15 protein-coding genes and 3 pseudogenes are annotated in these 19,369 nt (G+C 60.9%); 8 read left to right on the forward strand and 10 right to left on the reverse strand.

The window, feature by feature from the left end:
* The 3 genes from F759_RS0133100 to F759_RS0133110 form a co-directional block, all read left to right on the forward strand.
* Window positions 1-421 (forward strand): DUF72 domain-containing protein (locus F759_RS0133100; protein ID WP_027803599.1); only part of this gene is annotated, 421 nt, incomplete at its 5' end.
* Window positions 422-878: 457 nt separating this feature from the next.
* Window positions 879-1,571 (forward strand): hypothetical protein, encoded by a 693-nt coding sequence (locus F759_RS42595; protein WP_152530768.1) that lies wholly within the window; start codon window positions 879-881, stop codon window positions 1,569-1,571.
* Window positions 1,572-1,574: 3 nt separating this feature from the next.
* The gene (locus F759_RS0133110; RefSeq protein ID WP_027803601.1) at window positions 1,575-2,825 is read left to right on the forward strand and encodes a hypothetical protein; all 1,251 of its coding nucleotides are present in this window, start codon (window positions 1,575-1,577) and stop codon (window positions 2,823-2,825) included.
* Window positions 2,826-3,085: 260 nt separating this feature from the next.
* Here the strand turns inward: F759_RS0133110 and F759_RS39360 are convergent, their stop codons facing one another.
* Window positions 3,086-3,427 carry a hypothetical protein gene (locus F759_RS39360; protein WP_036025894.1) on the reverse strand — a complete coding sequence of 114 codons (342 nt, stop codon included), beginning with the start codon at window positions 3,425-3,427 and terminating at the stop codon, window positions 3,086-3,088.
* A 260-nt stretch (window positions 3,428-3,687) separates the two neighbouring features.
* Window positions 3,688-4,558 (reverse strand): annotated as a pseudogene (locus F759_RS39370) (AraC-like ligand-binding domain-containing protein); the annotation flags it as partial.
* 175 nt (window positions 4,559-4,733) lie between these two features.
* On the opposite strand from F759_RS39370, the gene F759_RS0133130 reads away from it, so the two are divergent.
* From F759_RS0133130 to F759_RS0133150, 4 genes are all read left to right on the forward strand, one after another.
* Window positions 4,734-5,267, forward strand: coding sequence for a 2,4'-dihydroxyacetophenone dioxygenase family protein (locus F759_RS0133130; RefSeq protein WP_027803602.1), 534 nt, complete (start codon window positions 4,734-4,736; stop codon window positions 5,265-5,267).
* Window positions 5,268-5,285: 18 nt separating this feature from the next.
* Window positions 5,286-6,590 (forward strand): MFS transporter, encoded by a 1,305-nt coding sequence (locus tag F759_RS0133135; protein WP_027803603.1) that lies wholly within the window; start codon window positions 5,286-5,288, stop codon window positions 6,588-6,590.
* Between the two features lies 1 nt (window position 6,591).
* A complete protein-coding gene (locus tag F759_RS39375; RefSeq protein ID WP_036025897.1) occupies window positions 6,592-7,695 on the forward strand; it encodes a 2,3-butanediol dehydrogenase in 1,104 nt (367 codons plus the stop codon).
* A gap of 677 nt (window positions 7,696-8,372) precedes the next feature.
* Window positions 8,373-9,497, forward strand: coding sequence for a porin (locus tag F759_RS0133150; protein ID WP_051377552.1), 1,125 nt, complete (start codon window positions 8,373-8,375; stop codon window positions 9,495-9,497).
* 523 nt (window positions 9,498-10,020) lie between these two features.
* On the opposite strand, the pseudogene F759_RS41705 reads toward F759_RS0133150, so the two are convergent.
* A pseudogene (locus F759_RS41705) lies at window positions 10,021-10,281 on the reverse strand (FAD-dependent monooxygenase); the annotation flags it as partial.
* 304 nt (window positions 10,282-10,585) lie between these two features.
* Between F759_RS41705 and F759_RS39380 the strand changes: the two are divergent.
* Entirely contained in the window at window positions 10,586-10,903 is a 318-nt protein-coding gene (locus tag F759_RS39380; RefSeq protein WP_152530769.1) for a hypothetical protein, read from the forward strand.
* A 76-nt stretch (window positions 10,904-10,979) separates the two neighbouring features.
* Here F759_RS39380 and F759_RS0133170 read toward each other — a convergent pair whose 3' ends face one another.
* The 7 genes and pseudogenes from F759_RS0133170 to F759_RS0133200 all read right to left on the reverse strand — a co-directional run.
* Window positions 10,980-11,855, reverse strand: a complete 876-nt coding sequence (locus F759_RS0133170) for a hypothetical protein (RefSeq protein WP_027803606.1) — start codon at window positions 11,853-11,855, stop codon at window positions 10,980-10,982.
* Window positions 11,856-11,977: 122 nt separating this feature from the next.
* A complete protein-coding gene (locus tag F759_RS0133175; RefSeq protein WP_027803607.1) occupies window positions 11,978-12,217 on the reverse strand; it encodes a hypothetical protein in 240 nt (79 codons plus the stop codon).
* Window positions 12,208-13,926, reverse strand: coding sequence for a patatin-like phospholipase family protein (locus tag F759_RS0133180; RefSeq protein ID WP_027803608.1), 1,719 nt, complete (start codon window positions 13,924-13,926; stop codon window positions 12,208-12,210). Before F759_RS0133180 ends, F759_RS0133175 begins: the two co-directional genes overlap by 10 nt.
* A gap of 752 nt (window positions 13,927-14,678) precedes the next feature.
* Window positions 14,679-16,097 carry an ISNCY family transposase gene (locus F759_RS0133185; RefSeq protein ID WP_051377553.1) on the reverse strand — a complete coding sequence of 473 codons (1,419 nt, stop codon included), beginning with the start codon at window positions 16,095-16,097 and terminating at the stop codon, window positions 14,679-14,681.
* A 449-nt stretch (window positions 16,098-16,546) separates the two neighbouring features.
* Window positions 16,547-16,756, reverse strand: a complete 210-nt coding sequence (locus tag F759_RS43510) for a hypothetical protein (protein WP_036025903.1) — start codon at window positions 16,754-16,756, stop codon at window positions 16,547-16,549.
* 284 nt (window positions 16,757-17,040) lie between these two features.
* Window positions 17,041-18,189 (reverse strand): EAL domain-containing protein, encoded by a 1,149-nt coding sequence (locus tag F759_RS40305; protein WP_161633352.1) that lies wholly within the window; start codon window positions 18,187-18,189, stop codon window positions 17,041-17,043.
* Between the two features lie 811 nt (window positions 18,190-19,000).
* Window positions 19,001-19,369: pseudogene (locus tag F759_RS0133200) on the reverse strand (dihydrolipoyl dehydrogenase); the annotation flags it as partial.

Raw genomic sequence — 19,369 nt, forward strand, 5'->3', positions numbered from 1 at the left:
CTGTGCGGAGCGCATGCACCCGTTCCTCACCGCATTTGAGTTCCGGCATGAGAGCTGGTTGGGCGAAAAGCACCGTGAGTCGACGCTGGCGATGGAGCGGGAACGCGGCATTGTGCACGTCATTGTCGATGCGCCGGAAGGAGTGAAAAAACGCGCACACACCGTCTGGGAGGCTACCTCGCCGGAGCTCGCAATCGTGCGGCTGCATGGCCGCAACGCTGACACTTGGACCGGCGCTGAGTCGGCGGCCGACCGATTCAACTATGAGTACTCCGAGGACGAGTTGCGCGCCCTCGCGCCGGGCATCCAGGCAATCGCGAAGAACGTCGGGCGCACGCACGTGCTGTTCAACAACTGCTACAGAGATGTCGCTCAGCGCAACGCGGGAATGATGACGCGGCTCCTCAACGCAGAACGATAGAGCAACGGAAGGCGAAGTTCGGCCACTTTCCGCCATTCATGATCGTTGACACACGGTCATTCGAACGGCTGCTCCACTCAAGCAGCCGGCGTTCATGCTCGCAATATGTTGGACTGGTCGTCGGCCTTTGTGGTCGTTGGCGCGACACCGCCCAACGGCGGCTAGCGTGTCACACTTGTCGACGACGCTGCTCCGCTTCTGATTCATCGTCGTGAAATCAAAATCGAAGTGATCGTCTGGCAATTTGGAAACCATGCCGAACTAATGGGTTGCGTCCACGCCCCATTGTGAAGCATTTTCCCGCGGGAATAGTCTGTCCTGCGAAGATGTAATTCGACGCGGAGCGATTGTGCGGGGGACCGCACATAGGATCTGTTGCGAACTTGGAGTCTCATGCCACATGTGCTTATGTATTAGCGTCGTCCGAAGCTATCCGGCTCGTGAGATGGGGCATGCAATGAAGGGAACATTCGCTCTCGCTGAACGACCTATCCGCGTCTTTTTCGAACGCGGCCTTACGCACACGTGTGTCGCGCGAACGGGCGCGATTCGATTAGCTAGCCTTTTGACGCTTTCCGTACTGACGAGCGCCACGGCCTCGGGACAGTCAGTCATCCCGGGATGGACGGTGTCGCCAAAGGTGTTTCTGAATCGCGAGATCAAATATTCAGGAACGGCAAGTGCCTGTGTGCGTCTCTCGCAAACCGCATCGACCAATGAATCGGCGCTCACTCAGGAATTCAAGGCCGATGACTTTCGGGGAAAACGCATTCAGATATCCATGTATGCATACGCTCAGAACTTCATCGCAGGATATTTCTTACTGGGCATAAACACGGTCGGACCGGAGGGTCAATCTCAGCTGTGCTGGCTTCACCCCATCGAATCAACGGATGGAAAGTGGATGGAAGAGCCGTGGAAAGACAACAAGGGCGGCTGGGGGCAATGCGACGTTCCATCGAACAGCGAGCGCTTGCAAGTGTACGTCGAGGTCAAGACGGGGCCAACAAGAGTCCCGTTCATCTGCGTCGATGACATCGACGTCAAAGTGATCGGCCCCGCAAAAGAGGATTCATCGAAGAATCCGGCGCAAGCGGGCTCACCTCGCACGATCGCGAATCCGCTCAAGAACGCAAATTTCGACGAGTAGCGGATGAGCGCCCCGGTAAGACGTCAGCATGGACGCGTAACGTCGATCGTCTGCGCGGTCATCCTGTTCATTGCGTTTGCGATCGGTGTGAAGGAAATCAGCGCGCGTTCGCCAACGGAATGGGTCCAGATCCATCTGTACGGGAAGCCTAAGGGCGCGACGCCCAAAATTAACATCATGAAAAGCCTACCGCAGACGTTGCCGGCAGACGGGATGCCGCCGCAGGCGCTGGCGACCTTCGTCAAGCAGAATGGCCAACCACTCACCGTTCAACTGCTCACGGCGCGATTAACCGATAAATCCTTTGACGGGCAGCCCGATTGGAAAAGCGTCGGGGATCGACTCTTGATTCTCAATTCCGTCGATGAAGCGCAGTCGATCGACGGTGGCATCAGTGGCCCCATCGGAACGGGTTGCCGCCTGGACAAAGCCGATCGGCCAACCCTGAACCGCGGCGATGTGGATTTTCACGAGTGTCAAGGCGTCTACCATGACAAATTTGGAGTCGATACGGTCGCCAACGTTGCGATTGTGGTCTGGGCAAACCCTGATAGTCAAAAACGTCCCTGCTGGAATGCCGAAGGGTCCGATATCGAATCGAAATACCAGGCGTGCGTGAAAGAGGATACGAGCAATGCCATCGTCAGTTTCATGGATCAGATGCGGAACCAGAAAGACGTTAATGGAATCATCGTTCCGGCGGTTGGAACGGGCACCGGAAGGTTAGCCAAAGAGGACTTCTATTTTCTGTTTTTCGCGCAGATATCCTTGATTTTGAATGACGCGGAAGCCTCGAAGGACTTCCCGAGAAATGTTTATTTATTGGTCGATCCCTCTGATACCGCCGTCGCATGGGGCCAGACGCGCAACGCGATCGCAACGAGCCTCGGGCGAATCGCGAGCAATTGGCAAAACGCGGAACATAAGTCGAGCATCGGGGAATGGGCTCCGCTCGTCGGGGTAGCGGGAGGCGCGGCTTGCTTCCTCCTGCTTTCGGGGATCGGATGGTTCCCGCCTTGGATGCACAACGACGCCGTCGTGCTGCAAGACAACTTCTCGATTTCATTCCTGTTGGCGTGGCTGGCGTCGGCAATTGGCCTGGCGACGGCCGCGAAGACTTTTGTCGTGATGTTCTCGACCGACTATCGGACGCCGTGGCTAGAAGTGGCGGCGGGATTTGTCGTGGTGTTCCTTGCCGGTCCACTACTCCGAGCGGCGGATGCTGTCCGAAAATCGACCGAACACTCTTCCTGACGGCAGAGTACGTACCTGCCGCCCGCCCAGCGTGTGGTTTTACAGCAATCCGCTTCCGAAGAGAGGAGGCGGCCTACCCCCGCCAGTGCCGGGCACGCTCCTTCCTCGTCAGTTATACGGCCCACAACCGCTGCGGGGATTACCTTGGTTCGGCGAACGCGAACGGCGACGACATGCTGACTGCGGAGATTGACGAATGACCGCTGCTCCCTGATTCCTGCCGTTATACAGAAGCCGCCTGAAAGTCAGAACTGGGTCGATTAAGGACGGTAGATAGGCACTTCGACGCCTCCGCAGTCGGGGATTGCGCCTGGCCGTGGAAAGTCCTGATAGCCGTTATCCATCGGATAAGCGCTGTAGTCGTGGTGAGTGGTGGCGATGGTCCGCGACGGTTGCGGCGAAAAGCCGTTGCGCACAACTCCGATCTTGGCCTTGCACGTGACGAGGCGGCTGGTGCCCATCATTTCACCGAGGTTGCTGCCATCGGCGGCGTACACCTCATTACCGATGAAGTGCCCCACGTGGCGGCCGTCATGCGTCCACAGGTTATCGCCGTCCCGGTAACCGAAACTCGTGCCTCCGCACGTCCACAGCCATTCCACGCTGCCGCTCCTCATGCTTTGTTTTGGCTCGCCAGTCAGGGTGACGCCGTGCCGGGCGGTAACGGGTCCAGCCATTCGAGGAGGGACGGACGGAAGCTGAATCTCGGTCGCGCCAGCCAGTCCGCTAGCGCGTCGCGAACGTCAGGCAGGACGTCCTCTAACTCGAAGGGGTCTGCAACGACTCGGGGCTCATCAGCCGATAGGTGCGCCCCGTTCAGCCGTTCACCGTCCCAGTACACCACTGTGTCGGCGGTGATATCGGCAGTGGTCCCTGGCGGGCGGTCGCGAAGAAGCATACTGATATTCGCGCAGTACGCCCGCGAAACGCGCTCCTCCAGATATGCTGCATGATCGATTCCCCGTCGGCACCGAAGAGCCGGCCCAGATGCCGCAGCGACAATCCGTCCGCATCGGCCACGGCCTGCGGCGTGAGCCCGGGTTCAGCCAGACGGGTCGCGATGTACTGCTTTGCCGTCAGCAGGTACGAGAGTGAGGCGCGCGACGTACTCGCGCCATGCAGTTCCACTTCGATGATTGATGCGAGCAGTGTGCGCGCGTACTGGCAGAACCGCGCGACTTCGGAGTCCACCGGATTACCCATAAAACGCTCGACGGTGCATGCAGTGTCTTGCCGAGCATCGCGCCGCTGCCAGCACGCGGTGCTATCTTCAGCGGCAGTTGGTCCAGGCCCGACTCCAACCGGTTGTCGAGCGTCGCGATTGGCACGTCGATCAGCAACTGCCGCATTGGCGTTAGGAATCCGAACAGGTACGGAATACGCGTGTCGTAGACGACGATGTCGCCAGCCTCCGCGAGCAGGCACCGGTCGCGCTGGATGAAATACGCGCGACCCTGAAGAAGCTGGCAAGCAAACACCGATTCCTTCGGCATCTGGCGCACCAGCGCCGGGTTGCGCTCGATCACGTGGTCCTGTCCCCTGATATCGGCGATGCCGAGGCCCGGCATTGCGATGCCGGTCTTTTCGACCTCTAAACCGCCAGGCGACAAAGAGGAGCAGCGCAGGCCGACCAGTGTCGTTGAGCATAGTGCCTCCCAGTACGCCATCCGCTCGCACGCCGGTACGTCGGACGTCGAGCCTTGCGTACACAACAAGACGGTGGAACTGACCATGTTGCCTCCTGCTGGCGCCTGTCGCACCGAGCGGCATGATTTTGAAATGGTTCACGCAAGGACTGTGCGCCGCAATGTCTCGCTCGAACAAGCAATTCGTCCATCGCGGTCAAGAGCGGCGAGCACGATCTGGATAAAGTCGACCCCACGACACCAATCTATAAGGAGACAGACCATGGTCGACAAAGCCGTATCCGAATTCTGGCAAAACATCCCGGCGATTGCCAATCCGTTCAAGCCCGATGCACTGCCGGAAGCCTACATTCAGAACGCAGCCACCGAAGACGAGCGCTATTACGTTCCGTTTACCGAAACCGTTTCGTCGCGCCCGCTTTGGATCTCGCCGTCGCAGAATAAATGGTGCGACATTCTGGTGGCGAAGGAGGCCGGGCTCGTGAACCGGCACTATCATCCGCACGAGGTGTTCGCATACACGCTGTCCGGCAAATGGGGCTACCTGGAGCACGAATGGACGGCGACGCGCGGCGATTTCGTGTACGAGACGCCGGGCGAAGGCCACACGCTCGTTGCGTTCGACCACCCGGAACCGATGCGCGCGTTCTTCATCGTCACGGGGCCGCTGATCTGGCTCGACGACGAAGGCAACCCCGAAGGCTACTTCGACGTGCATTCGTATATCGCAATGTGCAAGGCGCATTACGAGAAGGTCGGCCTCGGCGCGCAAGCGATCGAGAAGCTGTTCCGCTGACGCGCGACGAGGCCGGCCATGACATCCCACTCTTCCCCCAAACACGCATGGTCGTACGAGAACAGGCTGCTGCTGATCCTGTTCATGACGTTCGGCTTTGTCTTCTTCGACCGCCTCGCGCTGTCGTTCCTGTTCCCGTTCATGTCGGCCGAACTGCACCTGACGAACACGCAGCTCGGCATGGTGTCGTCCGCGCTCGCGCTCACGTGGGCGCTGTCGGGCGCCGCGGCAGGCGCGTGGTCCGACGCGCGCGGCACGCGCAAACCGCTGCTGATCGCGGCCGTGCTCGGTTTTTCCGTATGCTCGGCGCTGTCGGGGCTCGTCGGCGGATTCGCGAGCCTGATCGCGTTTCGTGCGCTGATGGGCATCGCCGAAGGCCCGGTGCTGCCGCTGTCGCAATCGCTGATGATCGAGAGTTCGACGCCGACTCGCCGCGGGCTGAACATGGGTCTGCTGCAAGGCTCGGCCGCCGGCCTGCTCGGCGCGATGATCGGCCCGCCGGTCGTGATCGGCATCGCGACCGCGTACGGCTGGCGCGAGGCGTTCTATGTATCGTGCATCCCGGGCTTCCTGATCGCGTTCTGCCTCTGGCGCTGGGTGCGCGAAGTACCGACCGTCGGCGTGCGGCACGCGCACGCCGACGGCGCTACGGAGCATCCGGCAGGCGGCGCGGCCATCAGCCGCTGGGCGCTGCTGAAGGAACGCAACATCCTGCTCTGCATGCTGATCAGCTGCTGCTTCCTAACGTGGTTCGTCGTGATCATCTCGTTCGCGCCGACCTTCCTGGTCAGCAACCGCCATCTGTCCGCGTCCGACATGGGCTTTGTGATGACCTGCCTCGGTGCCGCGTGGGTGTTCTGGGGCTTTGCGGTGCCGGCGATCTCCGACCGCATTGGCCGCAAGCCGACGATGATCGTGTTCGCGCTGATCGCCGCCGTCTGTCCGATCGTGATGATCCATGTCGATTCGGTGTGGGCGCTCGGCGCGCTGGTGTTCGCCACGTACACGGGCCTCGGCTGCTTCACGCTGTTCATGGCCACGATCCCGGCCGAGACCGTCCCGCCTCGCGCGATCGCCAGCGCGCTCGGGCTGATCATGGGCGCAGGCGAACTGATCGGCGGCTTCGTCGCACCGACCGTCGCGGGCTTCGCGGCCGACCAGTACGGCCTGCAGTTCGCGATGTGGACATCGGCGGCCGGCGCGATCCTCGCGTGCGTACTGTCGTTCGGTGTCGTCGAAACCGCGCCCGCTGTGCTGCGCAAGCGCGCGCTCGTCGGCGCCGCCGCGAGCCATCTCAATACGCAGAAAGTCGGAGGACGATGACATGCGTGCACTTCAATGGCACGGCCCGCGCGATGTCCGTCTCGTGCAAATCGACACGCCGCTCGTCGGCCCGGGTGACGTTCGCATCGCGGTCGCCTATTGCGGGATCTGCGGCAGCGACCTGCACGAATATGCGGACGGCCCGCATGCGATTCCCGTAGAAACGCCGCATCCCCTGTCCGGCCGCAACGCGCCGCTGACGCTCGGTCACGAGTTCTGCGGCACCGTCGTTGAGGTTGGCGCGGGCGTCACGACGCTGACCACGGGCGACCGCGTCGCGGTCGAGCCGGAGTATCGCTGTCACCAGTGCGCGTACTGCCGCTCCGGATCGTACAACCTGTGCGTGTCGATGGGGTTCGCCGGGCTGATGGGCGACGGCGGGATGGCCGACTTCGCGGTCGTGCCAGCGTACATGTTGCACCGCCTGCCCGACGGCGTGACTCTCGAACAGGCAGCAGTGACCGAGCCGGCCGCTGTAGCGCTGCATGCGCTGCGGCGCGGTGAACTCCGGCTCGGCGAGACCTGCGCGGTGTTCGGGGTCGGGCCGATCGGCTTGTTGCTGATCATGCTCGCGAAGCTGCAGGGCGCGACGACGATCGTGGCGATTGACGTGTCGCCTGAGCGGCTCGCCGCGGCCGCGCGCTTCGGCGCGACGCACACCTTCGATACACGCACGCTCGACGGGCCAGCACTGCGCGCCGCGATTCGCGCCGCTACAGGGGGGCTCGGCGTCGATGCGAGTTTCGAAGCGGCTGGCCTGCCGGCCACGTTCGAAGCGGCCATGCAGGCGCTGCGCAAGGGCGGTCGCCTCGTGATGGTCGGTCTCATGCCGCACGCCGGCTTCGACGCATTCCGCGCGGTCAACGATGAGCTGACCTTGACGGCAAGCGTCGGTTATCGGCACGCGTATGAAGACCTCCTGCGCATCGTCGCGTCGGGCGCGCTCGATCTCACGTCGATCGTCACACGCATCGTGTCGCTTGAGGCTGCGGTGGCCGACGGTTTCGACGCACTGCTCGCGGATCGCACGCAGATCAAGATTCTGATTTCCCCCCGCGCACCGGACCGTCCATCGCGCACAGATCAGAGCGAGTATCAAGTGTGAGTCGTCGGCGGACGTCTGAAGGAAGAACGGTCGTCTGACGCGCGGCGCGTCTGGTATCTGCGCGCGCCCGATCCGCGCTTGACGGAAAGCGTGTGCATCGGTCGTCGCGCTGAGGCTCAACGTTGCCGGCAGCGACACACTGAAGCGCGCGATGGCCGACGAAGCTCGACATCCTGGTCTACGAAGTCGGCGTCGGCCCACAAGGCAGCCGTATCGTCAATGTGGCGTCGACGTACATCGGCAGCAGGGACTGGCCCGCGTGCGGCGCGAGTAACGGCAACATCGCGCAGTTCGCGGGCTAGCTCGCGCATACGCGGCCCGACCCTGGCATCTGCGTGAGCACCGTCGCGGCCTGCTCGATTGACACGCCGTTCAGCAGCGGCCTGATGGCCGACGCGCAGGCGTCGCGGCAGATCCTCGATTGCCCGCAGCTCCGGTGCAGGGTACGGTCGGCTGCTGAACGGCGCGTCGGTCCTAGCCGGGCAGTCGTGCCGGTGGACGCCACGCATTCGACAGTCTGGCCTCCAGGCGGGAGAGCGTCGAGGGGTCTCAGTTTCGGCGGACATGTGGTACGCGGATGCTCCGGTGCGCCCGCGACTTCCATCGGTTTGGGATGGATCGAAACAGGCTCATCCGGATTTCAATAAAGAAAATCAGTAGTCCAATCAAAATATCCGATGCCATCGGAAACATGTGAGGAGCACACTAGAGATGACGAAAAGACCTTTCTGGCAATTGCGGTGTACGCGATCCCGGTCGCATCGTTCGCCCAGAGCAGCGTGACGATGTTCGGGCTAATGGACGTCGGGCTGAGTTATGTGAGCAATCAAGGCGGCCACGGCAACGCCAAGTTCGACGACAACGTCTTTTTTCCGAATCTTCTCGGCTTTGAAGGCAAGGAAGATCTTGGCGGTGGCACGCGGGCGATCTTCAGGCTCGTGAACCAGTATTCGCTCGCTAACGGCTCCATTATCGGCGGCGGCCTGTTCGCGCGCACGGCTTACGTCGGGCTGCAGAACGACCGGTACGGCACGCTGACGCTCGGCAACCAGTACGAGTTCATGGTCGACGCTCTGGCCGCGAGCGGCAACGAAATCGCGCAGGACGTCGCCGGCCTGTACGGTTTCCGCAACGGGCCGTTCGACAAGCTTGCGCTGCCGAACAATCCGACCGGCGCATTCGACTGGGATCGCGTCGCGGGCAGCAACCGCGTCGCCAACTCCGTCAAGTACACGAGCCCGTCGCTGTGGGGGTTGACCGTCGGCGTGCTTTATGGTTTCGGGAACGTCGCGGGCTCGGTCGGCGCGAACAACACGGTCAGCGTCGGCGCGAGTTACGAGAATGGGCCGTTCGGTGCGGGCGCGGCCTATACGAACCAGAAATACGCCGCAGCGAACGGCAGCCACGCCACCAGCGTCAGCAACTGGGGCGCGGGCCTACACTACAAGGTCGGTGCGGTCACGGGGAGAGCGATAGTGACGACCGTGCGCAATGCGCAGAACGGGGCGGCCGTCTGGTCGGCGGAAGCCGGCGCGTCGTGGCAAGCGTCGCCCGCTTGGGTAATCGGCGCGGTTTACATGTACATGAAGGGTAACGACGCGCTGGACAATGCGCACGCGCACCAGCTAGACGCCGCCGTCCAGTACTTGCTGTCCAAGCGCACGATGGTGTACGTCGAGGGCGTCCACCAGCGCGCGAGCCGGGGCAGCTATGCGCAGATCAACGGCGTGATGGACCCGAATGGCGCATCGAGCGGCGCGCTGCAGTCGATCGCGCGGATCGGCTTCAGTACGCGATTCTGACAGGCAGGCCGGCCATTTTCTGCAGATTTGGCCGATCGAAGGCAGACCTGCCGCGTCTACGCGTTGCGCGTCCGGCAGGGACGGCGACCGCACGAGTGTTCATATCTGGGAACGCGCTGCGGCCTCGTCGTGCGTTCCCCCTTGCTGTACGAGGTACAGTTTCCTGAGTAGGAAATTCACATAAAAGGTATGCGTCATCTTATCCATCGACACGTTGTCGAGACAATCCCCTGCGAATCGCGCGATGACGGGAAGTCATGGCCCGGCAAACCTAGGAATGAGTGGAGTTAAAAGATGCTTGAGGAGTCGGAACCGCTAACGCTCGAATACGCTCGGGAGCTGGAGGTATGGGCGTGTGCCTGGTACGATGCAGCCGTCGCAGCGAATCTTGTGCGCCCGCCGTTTCACCCTGATGCGACGATCATAAAGCGTCTCCAAGGCTACTTCCACGGCGGCCTGTCGCCGGCTGAGGCCGCAGATGCATGCTTCCGAAGAAACCACTGAAACGCCCCCGTTATCGCGTCCTCTGGACGATCCTTCCTTCGGTTAGCTGCCAGCCGTCGGCGGTCTCGACACGCGCGTGTAGCTCAGCCCAGATGCGGTCGTCGGACCAGGCGTCCACAGAACCCTTCGGATCGCACCGGAAGTACGTGCGCTGCACGCCCGGCGAGCGCGTGCTGATGAGCGCAAACCCACGGTCATGCCGTGCATAGATGAGTTCTTCGGACCAGGGTGGCGCTTACACCAGTATGCCGAACCAGCCGAAAGGATAAATGCGCTGATAGCCGATAACATCACGACGCTGTCAATTAGGATGAAAAGTGGAAAGCCAATGAGCGCTGAGCCTGCTCAGCTCCATCTAGTATTCGGGGGTAACCCAAGGCAATCGTCATCGCAGCTTTGTGCCCCTCATCGATCGCGCAAGCACGCTGACCTACAAATCCGCGGATAGCGTTTTCCGTCATGTCTGCGCCAGCCCTAGGCTGTACGCCAGACTTAACATGTCCCGCCCGTACTTGTCGCAGACGCTGGCAGCAATGACGCGCCGCGTCGGCTAGAATGTGCCCCCACACTTACCGGTGCTGAAAATGAAAGAAGATGAGATGCGCTCGATCGTGATCTTTGGAGACCGCGACGACGACTTGCTGGAACAGATCAATAGCCTCTCAGGCTGGCGTCTGGAGAAGGTGAACGACGGTGGCCATCCTTATTGTCTATGCAAGGATGACGCGGAAATTCGTCTGGCAGTAATCGCACCGAACGTCCTGCGAACGACCAATGTTCTCCCGCATGATATGACGGGAGATCAGGGAGCAGCGACACGGGCCCTTCAAGATTTAAGCGGCGAGCTTGACGCAGCGCAGATCAGGAACGAAATCACGGCGTCTGGAAAAGACCTGGATTGATGTCAAACCGGGGCTAGTCAGGGAATCCGCAACGTGCATGCTCCTCTCACTGGCCTTTCCCGTCCAGGCACGCCCGCTACGCCGGCTGTATTTCAACAAGGCGGATCATCGGGAGCCCGGACAACGTGTGCTGGTAGACGTGATCCGGGAGGTCATCTCTCATGGAGACCTGGTAGATCGCCTTGAACCGCTGTCCGATCAACCGGGTCGGTCCGTCCGGGTCCTGTGGCGTCAAGGCGGCGATATCGGCCTGCCAGCGACGACCCTGGCTGTCTTCGACCTCGCACGCCACGGGGCCGTGAGCCGTCTCGGTGTAGACTAATTCGCGCACGACGAACTCATCGGGCTCCTCGGTGCGCGTGGCGAGCTGATTCCCGATCGCCGGCCGGGGAAAGAAGTTTCCCTCCTGATCTTGCATGCCGAACAGCCACCTCCGCGACCCATAGTCTTCACGCCGCATTTCGGTATCTTCGTTATAGCGGCGGATAAGTCGATACAGTCCACGCCGGGACGGAGGCCCACTTGCCAGCAGATCGAGCAGGCCATTTTCCATTTCGTTGGCGTCGTACGGGTAGATATCAAGCAGCGGTCCGACTACATAAGGCGGCGTGGTTCCCGACTGTATCGGCGCGATGGCGCCCGGATATGCCCCCCAGCACGCGCTTAGATACACAACGAGGTTGGGCGGCAGCACGCCGAATGCGTCGCCAAATTCCCACAGGTTGACCGGGCTATCCAGCGCCTTGAAACTCGTGCCCGTCAGGCGGTACCCATGGGTGCTCAGGATCAGTGCTTTCGGCTCGTCGTGACCCAGCGTATGAAGCGCTGTAATCGCGGCCTGCAGCCCTTGCCCGAACTCGCGTCTGGTTCTGTATGCAACGGCCTTTACTGGTTTATGCGCCGATCCGCGTGGCCTGATTTCATTCAGTTCGACTACAGCGTAACTGGTCATGGGATGTCCACAACGCGGTTTTTCCGACGGAAGGGCAGGGCAACTCGTGCCGGAATGCCCGAAGCGGAAAGCGGGTGAAAAAAAGGACGCGTAAAGCGTCCTTTCCGGGGTCGATGCCGAAGTCAGCGAGTGCGTGGCGTCCGTCCTCGCTCCGCCTCGCGCCGGCGGACCTCGTCTTCGAGACGGTCGAGGGTTTCCTTCAGGATCGTGACGCCGTCGTTCGACGCTGACTTGCGCTGTTCGCGCAGAATAGCCACCGCCCGCCTTGCCCGTTCGGCAGCGCGAGGCGTCGGCGCCTGTGTTTCCGGTACCGGAGCCGCGTTTGCCTTCTCGCGGCCCGGCGACTGTGCGGTCAAAGCCATGCCATACTCCTTCGAAGTTGGTTGCCCGTGTCCCTGTCGGCGAAATACGCCGTGACTAGTTCGGACAGTGCCACCCAAAATTCCTCTAATGCACCTTTATCTGCCCATATGCTATCAGGTAAAGGAAAAGGTGAGTCGAAGATTGCCACTACTGCTCCGGCGCCCGCAGTCAGCCCGTGGGTGCCGTCATCCTGTCGGGCGAGATGGCTTTCCCGGACGGGGACGCATCCTGTCCAGCGACTGTCGCGGTATATCTGGCTGGCCTCGTCGGTACGGATAGCGGTGACGCCCTGCCACGCCAGACCGGCCGGCGAATCCAAAGCAAGGCGGGCGCCTCGCAGGCTGTCATCGTGCCCCAATTCATAGGCGATCGTTAATGACAGCCGGTCGCTGGGTTTCTGGATGCCCAAGGCGATGCGAAACAGCGGCGACTCCGCTTCCCGCCCGGCGAGTTCGCCGGCGAACTCTAACTTCAGGGCATCGCTGACCGAACTCGCAAGCGCCGCGAGCGCACGCCGGATCTGCGTCGGCACCTCAGTCAGATGCAACTGGACTTGCGTGGTCGCATCGGACGTCGCCTTGGCCACCACCTTCGACAGATCATCAAAGCGGGCGTCGAAAGCAAGGACGGACAGTTTGCTGTCCAGCGGAATATGAATCATCCGGTCGATGCCGCGAAAGTGGACTTCGGGTGGCCCTGCCACCACGGTCTGCAACGCGGCGGGCAGCCAGTGCGGATCGCGACCCTTCTTGGGCGGGTTAAGCCCAAATGCGATAGTGACCGCTTTTTCATTGAGTGCCCGCTCCTCATCGAACGTCCACACTGGCAGGTTCGATACCAGTCCACCATCAATGAACCGTCTCTCCACCGCAACCGGTTCGCCACGCCGCTTGAACGAGAAAGACCATGGCCGGAAAACGACGGGCAGGCAGATCGAGGCGGCCACTGCATCGGCCACTTTCACGTCAGGCGTCGTCTCGGCCGAGAACAGTTCCAGTGACTGGTCGCTGACATTCGTCGCGACGAGCTTCAACGGCAATCCGTTATGCGCCTTTAGATCGGCGAAAGTAATGTTGCGGCCCCGAAGCTTGAGCCCTTCGGCGATTGCCTCATCGACCAGCGCCAGCACTTCGTCGAGCGAGGCTAACCCGTCGACACATCGCTTGGCAAGCCACGCGGCCAAGATCAGTACGACGATGAGAATGGCGAAAGCAGGACGGGGAAGTTGTGCGTCTATTTCGTAGGCGACGAACAGCCCTGCCAAAATAAGGGCGACCTTACCCCACGTTCGGTTGCATAACCAGGCCAAATCATCGCTTAGCGGGGTGCTCCGGTAATATCTGCCCGCACAGCCGAACGTGGCCACCGCCTGCCTCAACCACCTGATATAGCGCCAGTTCCGACCGAATAACGCGGTTGCCTGCTTGAAACGGCCTCCGGCGACTTTCTGCAGCAAATGCGTCCCGGCGTCCGGATCGAGTAACTGGTCCGCCCGATATCCCGCAGCGACTAAAGCTGCCATGATTGCGCCGGCCGACGTACCTGCCACGCCAGCGACGGGCAATCCGAGATCGTTTACGGCCGCCAGTCCACCGACGTGGGCGATACCCCGCGCTCCGCCCCCTTGGAACGCCAGGAAAACCGGCCGGGCCGTGTCTTGGGCCATTTGGGGCAGCGGTTCAAGCAAATCTTGTTCGTCTGTCGTCATGGGAGAGTTTGGTACACCGCGCTGCTGTTATCGATGCAGCGGGGATGGGCGGCTAATTGTACCATCCCTGATTGTTTAATCCTGATAAGTCGTATTATCAGGAATGGATCAAATATCAGCGGCCGGGCGAAATGGAGTAACCGCTATTGTTATTGCTCAACAAACTTTCATGAAACACCCGCATCGCAACAGCTGTGAATCAACCTGCTACCGGAAACATTATTGGGGGCAGGGCCGGAAGCCATCGTCTGTAAGGACCTAGACGTCTGTCATCACTCACATGCGCCTCGTTCGCAAAGAGGGTATCTGGGCGGTTCAATCACACCGCGCAGTTCAGCGAAACTCCGAACGAAAGACCTTGAAGCTTAACAAAATCAGAAAATTTCAATCACTTAAATTCGCTTTTGCTGACTGCGGGCGGAAACAATACTTCTCATAACCGACTGCAATATTACGAGGGAACGTCTGTCGTTTATATGGGTTTTCGCGTATCAAATCATTTCTCCCGAAAGGAAATGAAGTCGCCTCAACGCAATAATCTCGAAGACGAGAATGCTCCCGCAGCCCGAGATCGCATCTGACGCGACACACACAGCAAGGTAGCCGCGCAACACTGCGGCGCGCGGAAGGATCCGGGCCTGCGTGCAAAGCTGGCGCGGCCGTGCACATGAGTAACTAGATAGTTCACTTGTCGAGGCCATTCTGAAGTGTCGTAGTGGCAGCAAAGTAGAAGTGTCGTAGTTGTGCCTTTGCTATCTCCTTGACGAGGTTTTGATGACAGAGTCCTGGAGACTGACCGTCGCTCTGCCAATCGCGGTGTTCAGATCATCCACAGTGATCTCCCGCTGCTTCTTTGTCCCAGCCTTGCGCTCCTTCAGCTTCGGCGCCTGCCCCCGATTGGTCCGTGACGGTGAACCTGACGCGCGACGGTTATCGCGATCGGCCTGAATCACTTGCGCGACCTGCAGCACGTGACCCAGCCGCTTGTGGTCGACCACCGCGCCCTGATCGATCTCCGAGAGCCGGTCATAAGGCGTGCAGGGAAGGGCGACACCATCGGCGCGAACCTCGATGCGACCGTCCGGATACTCGTACACATCGATGTAGCGTCCGACCAGTCTGCGGTTTGCGTCCGTGTCATCGAGCAGGTAGATCACCCGGTCGTACTGCAGCGTCAGCGAGCGGGTGACGCGCCGCGGTTCGCGCCACGTCAGGATGGTGTCGAGATTCTCATCTGTTCGCAGCGGCCGGTGAGCATTGAAAGCGCTGCGTGGTACCTTGCCAAAGCGCGTGTTGTAGTCGGCGATGAAGTGAGGCGCATAAGCGTTGGCCGCTTCCCGCGTGTCGATCTGGCGTAGCCGTAGTTCCTTCACCAGGCGGTCCTGCAATGTCAGGTTCGCGCGTTCAACACGCCCCTTGGCCTGGCTCGAATTCGCGCACAACCCGTCAATGTTCAACTCGAACATCGCCCGGCCGAAGTGCGTCACGCCTTTGCCGCCCGTGGTCGCCGTCTGCGTCGAGCGGAATACGCTCGCCTTGTCGCTGTAGAACGCGACCGGCTTGCCGTGCAGTTCCAGATACGTCCGCGTCGCCTCGAAGTAGCTGAAGGTCGATTCGGTCGCCGTGAAGTGCAGCGCCATGATCCGGCTGGTTGCGTCGTCCACATAGACCAGCAGCGTGCACGCCGGCGCGCGATCCTCGAACCAGCGATGATCGCTGCCATCGATCTGGACCAGTTCGCCCAGACACGATCGCCGCGCCCGTGGCTGGTAGATCTTCGGTGGTCGCTGCCGGCGCGGAATCCACAGCCCGGCCTCCGTCATCAGGTGACGCACCGTTTCCTTCGACAGCACCAGCCCATGACATTCGCACAGCTTCTCGCACGCCAGCGTCGGCCCGAAATCCGCATAACTGTCCCGGATCAGAATCAATGCGCGTTCCGCCGTGCCATCCGCCAGCTGGTAGTTGCTCGGGTGCCCCCGATGCCGTGACAGCAGTCCTGAGGCACCCTGGCGGCGGTAGCGTACCGTCAGCCGCTCAACCTGACGCCGACTCAGGTGAAGCCGCTCTGCGGCCTGCCAGGTCATCAGCATCCCGTCGACCACCGACTGGATCGTCCTTAGCCGGTCAACCTCGCGCATCGTCATGGTGATCGTCCCGGATGTCGTCATGCAAGCCTCCCGTCAAAGGTCAGCCAGCATGACATGCGACGTTTCAGCTTTGCCCAGATACGACATTACAGCTTTGCTGTAACATCACTTCTGTCGATAATAAAGATTATGTCAAGTCGCTGAGGCCCGCCGGAGCGGGATGGCCACATATTTCACAACCCGTTTCATTCGTCGTCGGGCGCAAGTGAAGCCTCGTAGTCCTGGCCTCCATAGGAATGCGGCGTGCCGCCCCACAGCCGCCCGAGGGCTTCGTCGATGGTTTCCGTCGTTCAGGTGCCAAAGCGCCGCCTTCGGCACACCAACAGACGCGCACCTTCGCTGAAGGTTGTTGCCCGATTCCAGTGGTTAATACACGCGGGTAACGGGCTGGGCATTCATTGCCTCCGCGGATCGTTGCGTGCCTTCCGCAGGACCATCCTTGCCCAGCGGGGACGCGATGACGACACCGTTCAGTGATTCCTTCCGAAGCATGCCACTGCGGCTTCAGCCGGCGCCAGGCCGGCGTGGACGTAGCCCTGGAGACGTTTGATGATCGTCGCGTCAGGGTGATACGGCGGGCGCACGAAATTCGCTGCAACGGCTTCGTCGTACCAGGTGCACGTCCATACTTCCAGCTCACGGGCGTACTCGGGCGTTAGCGGCTTCGATTTCTCAAACATTTCTGTACTCCACTCAATCCCGGACTTGCCCGGCTTTGATGGCCAAGTCGATCCTCTATCGCGCTGCACTTTGCGGGAAACACTCCATCACGGAGGTTCGGACTCAGGCGGGAAGACGCATCAAGCGCGGTCATTGTCGCGGAAGAAGAAAAATTGCAGGCGGGCCTGCAGGTCCGCGTGCCAGGGATGGGCTGTGTGACGATCGGCACGCCACTTCCAGGTTTGTACCGATAGATATCGCTCATGACTTCTCCTTTCTCCCGCAGGACCTTCAATCTCGCGCATCAGTCCCGTTCGGGCTCAGACGCGGATTGTGTCAAACCGGCGGCGAAGATGGGCTCGAAGAGATATCCCTGAACCCAATGCGCGCCACAGGCCTGGGAGACGTGCAGGTCTTCCTCGTCCTCGACACGTTCGACCACCACATGCGAAGCGCACGTTCGCGCCAGACGGATCAGCGCACCCAGATGTACTCGTGCGCACCCGTTCGAGCGGGCCTGATGCAGATATCCACCATCGATTTTTGCAATGTCCACGCCCAGTTCCATAAGACTCCGCACGGAACTGTAGCCTGCACCGATGTCATCGAGAGCCACGCGACATCCGATCTGTTGCAGCGCCCGGACGAAGTCCGCGACTGCGTCGATGTCGGTCAGCGGCGCGCTTTCCGTCAACTCGATGACGAGCCGTGCCGCGACCTGAGGCTCGCCGGCAAGGGTTTCGATGACCGTCGACCGCCAGCCGCCGAGCGCTGCACTCTGAATCGACACGTTACAGCCTAGCGACATGCCCGGATGCGCACGCAGCGTATCGATCACGGTCGTCACGACCCATCTGTCGAGGCGGCTCACCAGTCCGAGCCGTTCGAGAGCGGGAATCCATTTGCCTACACTGACCGGTACGCCATCTCCGGTCCTGCACAACAACGCCTCCCAATAGCTGACGCTCTCCGTACCGATCGCGCTGCAGACCTTCTCGTAGCGAAAGCACAACTCGTCGCGTTCCATCGCACCGAGCAGTTCCCCGGCAATTTCCATGTCGCGCGCGTATCGGGTCCGCCACTTTCTGCTGCCCATGCGCATCTCCGCGGATGCTTCTTTTTCGGGGTCGAACGGTGTGCCGTCGCAGGTCGGGATCGATGCACCGATGGCTGCGCGGATCGGGCCCATCGACGTGAACACCGGGGCGTCGCCCAGCGCCGCGACGACCGCATCGACGATGCTATGGTCGCTGCAGACTGCGTGAGCGTTCGCCAGGTCTTCAGGAACAGCACGGTCAATCAGAACGACAATCTGCTCTCCGTTGCGCGTCATGATGCCCGACTCCCGCGTACAGAAATCGCGAGCGCGCCCGTATACGACATGCCTGACGGTCAGCGCGGTTGCGGTGCCGTAAGCGCTTTCGATGTGCGCGAGGTTACTGATTGACGCCACGATGCACAGTGAGTTCCTGCGTGCGGTGCTCTCGGACACCGGACCTTCGTTCGCTACCTCGCATGTGCCCTGCACATTTTCCTCCTCCGCTATCGAAAGCGATCTGACCTCCGTTGGCCGGCGGACGATCCGAAGTCGATTGCTCATCGCGGCACCGTAGGCCGCGATGCGTGACGGAAGGCAAGCTCGTGCACGTAGGCTGTTCTACCGCTCAGTGCTCGTCGAATCACTCCGGGACGTGCACGGACAGAAGGTTCTCTAGCACTGCGCCGCAGCACAAAGGTGCAAATGGGGGTTATCAAGCGCGCTGCCGCTTGATCGGCCGCAAAGATAGTTGAATTAGTCACCACAAGACATCATCGGGTATCGGTTTAACCATTGCATCCTTCTAAGGCGGCAACGGTAAGGGAAGCGGAGGCATAGTCCGGGTAACAGCTCCGTCGGCCTATTGATTTGCGCTTTCGTGTTCAACACAATTCCGCAACCTGCATGGCGGGTCTTTCTGGCTGTGGCGGGAAGACGCACCATGACGCGTCACGGTGGCGAAAAAAGTACATCGCCTTTGGCCCGCTTCCATTGTCTGCGACGACGCACACATATCGCCCCCTGCTGGATCGTCCGTAGTGGCTGACCCGAAATCCTCTCTTCGGGTCGGGCGCCAACCACGCTTGCACCATATTTCGCAACGACGTTCCCACAATCGCCATAACTTCCTCATCCTTTGTGAAGGCCACGGTACGGCGATCCTGAAGATCGAACGTAGTGACCGGCTCGCTGCAACACGTGATTGACAGACCCCGAGGACCTACGTTTACTTCGGACTTGCCTTTTCGCGCTTCGGCGGCAAATCGGTACAGACTCCTTCATACAGTTCGGCGGCCATGCCGATCGATTCGCCGAGCGTCGGGTGCGGGTGAATCGTCTTGCCGATATCCGTCGCATCCGCGCCCATTTCGATTGCGAGGCACACTTCGCTGATCAGGTCGCCCGCATTCAGACCGACAATCCCGCCGCCGATCACGCGATGCGTTTCCTCGTCGAACAGCAGCTTCGTGAAGCCCTCGTCGCGGCCGTTGGCGATCGCGCGGCCTGAAGCAGCCCACGGGAATACTGCCTTGCCGTACTTGATGCCTTCAGCCTTCAACTGGTCTTCGGTTTTGCCGGCCCACGCCACTTCAGG

The sequence above is a fragment of the Paraburkholderia dilworthii genome, assembly GCF_000472525.1.
GTDB classification, from domain to species: Bacteria; Pseudomonadota; Gammaproteobacteria; order Burkholderiales; family Burkholderiaceae; genus Paraburkholderia; species Paraburkholderia dilworthii.

Bases quoted from the DNA above. Each gene is read 5' to 3' on its own strand.
- F759_RS42595 (WP_152530768.1), top strand. From the start codon at position 879: ATGAAGGGAACATTCGCTCTCGCTGAACGACCTATCCGCGTCTTTTTC.
- F759_RS0133110 (WP_027803601.1), top strand. From the start codon at position 1,575: ATGAGCGCCCCGGTAAGACGTCAGCATGGACGCGTAACGTCGATCGTC.
- F759_RS0133130 (WP_027803602.1), top strand. From the start codon at position 4,734: ATGGTCGACAAAGCCGTATCCGAATTCTGGCAAAACATCCCGGCGATT.
- F759_RS0133135 (WP_027803603.1), top strand. From the start codon at position 5,286: ATGACATCCCACTCTTCCCCCAAACACGCATGGTCGTACGAGAACAGG.
- F759_RS39375 (WP_036025897.1), top strand. From the start codon at position 6,592: ATGCGTGCACTTCAATGGCACGGCCCGCGCGATGTCCGTCTCGTGCAA.
- F759_RS0133150 (WP_051377552.1), top strand. From the start codon at position 8,373: ATGCCATCGGAAACATGTGAGGAGCACACTAGAGATGACGAAAAGACC.
- F759_RS39380 (WP_152530769.1), top strand. From the start codon at position 10,586: ATGAAAGAAGATGAGATGCGCTCGATCGTGATCTTTGGAGACCGCGAC.
- F759_RS0133170 (WP_027803606.1), bottom strand. From the start codon at position 11,855: ATGACCAGTTACGCTGTAGTCGAACTGAATGAAATCAGGCCACGCGGA.
- F759_RS0133175 (WP_027803607.1), bottom strand. From the start codon at position 12,217: ATGGCTTTGACCGCACAGTCGCCGGGCCGCGAGAAGGCAAACGCGGCT.
- F759_RS0133180 (WP_027803608.1), bottom strand. From the start codon at position 13,926: ATGACGACAGACGAACAAGATTTGCTTGAACCGCTGCCCCAAATGGCC.
- F759_RS0133185 (WP_051377553.1), bottom strand. From the start codon at position 16,097: ATGACGACATCCGGGACGATCACCATGACGATGCGCGAGGTTGACCGG.
- F759_RS43510 (WP_036025903.1), bottom strand. From the start codon at position 16,756: ATGTTTGAGAAATCGAAGCCGCTAACGCCCGAGTACGCCCGTGAGCTG.